The sequence below is a fragment of the Prevotella rectalis genome, assembly GCF_900607215.1.
In the GTDB taxonomy this organism is placed as follows: Bacteria; Bacteroidota; Bacteroidia; order Bacteroidales; family Bacteroidaceae; genus Prevotella; species Prevotella brunnea.
In genome coordinates, this window is the sequence record NZ_LR027841.1 from 1 (window position 1) to 1,297 (window position 1,297).

The window sequence follows — 1,297 nt, forward strand, 5'->3', positions numbered from 1 at the left end:
CCTTATCCACCTTCACACGTTCCAAAGCCACCCAGTGCCTGGTGTCTTGGTCGAAGTAATAGGTATTGATGTCGTCTTCTGTAAAACCGCTCGGGATTCGCGTGCGGTCGTATTTTATCTTCACCGTTGCACCCTTGCCCTCGAAGTGGTTACCGTGGGGCAGAAAGCGGTAGCCGTCTCCCTTGGCGGTGACGTTGGTCATGCCGTAGTCAAGGGCAGGAATGTCCGTCTCGCGGAGTGCCGTGATGGAGTATCTGCCATCCCTTGCGATGTCCGCAGCCTTCACGGAAAGGACGTTGCCGCCGATGGCGATGCTGTCCGCCCTGTGTGCGAGGAACTGCTTCTCCGCCTTTCCACCGACGGACACGAGGGCACGGGCATAGTCCGCCCTGCCTCCTTGTATGGGTGTTATTTTCCTACTGATGTTCCTGCCATCAATGACTGCCGTGAGCTTGAGCTGTCTGCCCGTCGATGGCACGATGCCCTCGAATTCTCCGTCATGGACGGTGATGGTTGTGCCGTTCACTGAGATACGGCTTGCCTTCCCTCGTACGAAGCCGTAGAGGTAGGTCTGACCGTCATAGGCTATGGGGGCGGAGGAAAGGATTATTTCTTCCTGCTTATTGGTATTAGTCTTTGTCTTAGCATCCGCTACGGTTTCGATATGTACGTTCCTGACCGAATAGGCGTAGGAAGCATCCGTCGGAATGGTGAAGAGGACGGTGTTCCTGCCGTCCTTCAGCCACTCGGGGCTTATTTCCTCCCTGACGGTCTTCCAGTCCTTGGAAAGAACCGTAAGGTAGCCGCCGACAGCCGTGCGATCGTTGATGCTCCTGCTGATGCCCTGACCAGAACTTACGCCCTTGAGGTCATAGACCAGCCATGCGCGCATATTTGGAGAGACTTTCTCGACTGTTATCTCGAAGATGTTGTCCTCGGGGTTGTCCGAAACCCGTCCGTCGGGCTGTCCTATGATGCCCGAGGCATGGTCTGCCGTGTAGGTGGTCTCCATAACGGAAGAAGTTGCTGCTGCTGTCGTCTTTGACTTATCCTCCTTCCTTGCCGTCCGTGATATTCCCTGCGTAGCTTTTTCTGCGTTATGGACGTTCTTCGTGAACGTCTCGGTCTGTGCTGTCTCCTGTGATATACTTGTGCCGTTGTTCTCACGTACACTGTCCTGTCCCTTGTATATATGCGTCGCAGCGATGGCTGCGGTGATGGCTGTCAGTAATGCCGCCGATATGAGGTAATGCTTTGTCTTCATAGCCGTTGGGGTTTAGTAGTTTGCCATTATCTT

Annotated in this window: 1 pseudogene; it reads right to left on the reverse strand. The window is 54.4% G+C overall.

The annotated features are described in order from the left end of the window. Window positions 1-1,264: pseudogene (locus E0E16_RS13410) on the reverse strand (toxin TcdB middle/N-terminal domain-containing protein); the annotation flags it as partial. Between the last annotated feature and the right edge of the window lie 33 nt (window positions 1,265-1,297).